The sequence below is a fragment of the Bartonella sp. AP20NXHL genome (assembly GCF_042196165.1).
Classification (GTDB): Bacteria; Pseudomonadota; Alphaproteobacteria; order Rhizobiales; family Rhizobiaceae; genus Bartonella.
Map to the genome: position 1 here is coordinate 1 of NZ_JBHIPV010000069.1, position 1391 is coordinate 1391.

The 1391-nt window shown below is 43.6% G+C and carries 1 protein-coding gene; it reads right to left on the minus strand.

The genetic code is table 11. The features are described 5' to 3' along the window. On the minus strand, positions 1-1391 hold a 1391-nt coding region (locus tag ACFILL_RS09210; protein WP_375643827.1), incomplete at both ends, for a hemagglutinin repeat-containing protein.

Genomic DNA, 1391 nt, shown 5'->3' on the forward strand with positions numbered 1-1391 from the left:
GCTTACAAAGTCATATCTATTCCCATCAAAGCCAACAGTGGTTTGTTTGCCGTCACTCACATAACCTAACAGACCGGATGCAACTAAAACATTAAAGGCTGGTCCATAGAGATTGATAGTCGTGTTTTCGTTGGCTATACCGTGAACACCTTCTTGTTTGAAAGAATTCAGCATATTCCCCAATGTCATTGTCCCGCGACTATGTCCATAAAGTTCTAATCCTGTAAGACCATAGCTATACATCAAATCTTTTGCTTCTTGTGTTGAATTGGTCAAACCCCAAAAGTTATTTTCCATAAACTTCTGATAGCCCGCGACCAGAAGTTCTGAGATAGCAGAATCAGCTTCTGGGAACACCACAAAATAAAGCGGTTCATTTTTATCCTTCGCATGTTGAACCGCATAAACAGCGGCTTCCTTTGGTGGAGTAAAGATGCCATTAAAGGACACATGCACCTTGCCATCAGAGCCTTCTTGCAAATGCTGCTTTTCTTCATCCGTTAAATAATGTGCGTAAGGTATTGGTTGTCCACGAGCGTCTTCTATAGGCTCTCCATTTGCATCTATTTCATAGATTATATTTCCGTCTTTATCACGGTCGACCACGGCGATGGAGTGCTCTTTGATAAACATGGTTTTATAGGAATCATCGCTGTATTTAAACCCTTCTTCTAAGAGTTGCGTTACCATTTCACGGTTTTCATGAACGATTTGTTCCAGCTTGCCTACATCGAGCTGTTGTACACCCTTATGGGCGGTGGCAGTATCACGATTAAGGGAGGCTATGGCTTGTTCCACGTCTTGCCCTGTCAATGCCTTCTGCCCTGCTTCATCAGTAATGACGATAGTGCCATTGCTGATAGCAGATTTGGTATATCCTTCCTCTGAATCTTGGGCTTTTGAATGATCTAAGACATTTTTAGCAATGTTTTTCCCGACACCATATTTTCCCTGATACATCGGACCACCTGCTGAAATGCTTAAACCTTGACTGCTGGCTTGCGCATGCGCACTGTTGCTGATATCACTGGTGCTAATGCTTCCTGTGGTCAGGCTGTTTTTATCTGCCGGCGCGATGCTTTCAATAATACCCCCGGTCAGCGTTGTTTTATCTTTAACGTTGATCTTAAAACCGCCATCACCCGATTTGATGCCTGATTGTTCCACAACACTATGATAATCGCTAGAGGATTTATCCTTGTTCAAGGAAATATTGGTTGTGGCTGCATCATCCTTTTTTCCACCATTAAACCCAATAGAAAAAGAGTTTTGCTTGCTGGAACTTTGTCCCGTATCACTGCGGCTGACAACGGTAAAATCACCCCCTACTTCCATTTCTACACGCTCTCCAGAAACCACGGCGCCTGCCAATGTGGTGTTTGCCCCACTCG